The sequence below is a fragment of the Adonisia turfae CCMR0081 genome (assembly GCF_011009555.1).
GTDB lineage: Bacteria > Cyanobacteriota > Cyanobacteriia > Phormidesmidales > Phormidesmidaceae > Leptothoe > Leptothoe turfae.
Genome location: NZ_QXHD01000004.1, coordinates 7,651,153 through 7,651,869, shown reverse-complemented (window position 1 = coordinate 7,651,869; position 717 = coordinate 7,651,153). Strand labels below are relative to the sequence as shown.

At 50.6% G+C, this 717-nt stretch carries 1 protein-coding gene; it reads left to right on the top strand.

The window, feature by feature from the left end; all coding sequences use genetic code 11:
- Window positions 1–623: CHAT domain-containing protein (locus DXZ20_RS36745; protein WP_250566059.1), on the top strand; the 623-nt coding region annotated here is incomplete at its 5' end.
- Window positions 624–717 lie beyond the last annotated feature (94 nt).

The window sequence follows — 717 nt, the reverse complement described above, 5'->3', positions numbered from 1 at the left end:
CTGAACCCCTGGCCAATCGAAATATTCGAGCGTTAGTGGCAGGACTGTCGGATTCTGTCGGAGAGTTTCCCCCCTTGCCCAACGTGGATGCTGAGATTGAAGCCATTCAGGCTCAAGTGCCCAGTGAAGTATTGCTGAATCAATCCTTTGTTGAGCCAAATTTTGCCAGCAAATTGACCACGGGTAGAGGTTCGGTGGTGCATTTGGCCACCCACGGTGAGTTTAGTTCAGAACTAGAAGACACCTTTGTTTTAGCCTGGGATGGCCCCTTAAATGCCAATCAGTTAAGTGCGCTGTTGCAATCGGGGGAAATTAGCCGAGACGAAACCATTGAGCTGTTGATCCTGAGCGCTTGTGAAACCGCCACAGGGGACGATCGTGCCGCCCTGGGGTTGGCGGGGGTAGCGATTCGCTCAGGGGCAAGAAGTACCCTGGCCACCCTATGGCTCGTAGATGACCGTGGGACGTCGGAGTTAATGGGTAGTCTGTATGGTGAATTAACCTCCACCAATCTTTCCAAAGCTGAAATTCTTCAGAGAGCACAGCTTAAATTGTTAAATAACGAAGACTATCAGCATCCATATTTTTGGGCCCCCTTTGTGCTCATCGGCAACTGGTTGTAGGCTCATGTATAAGCTCTATTCACCTGCTTACGTCCTGTTCTTACGTCCTGTATAGAGACTGGCATCATGGGCTCCGCTCCTTCCCTTAAGCGTC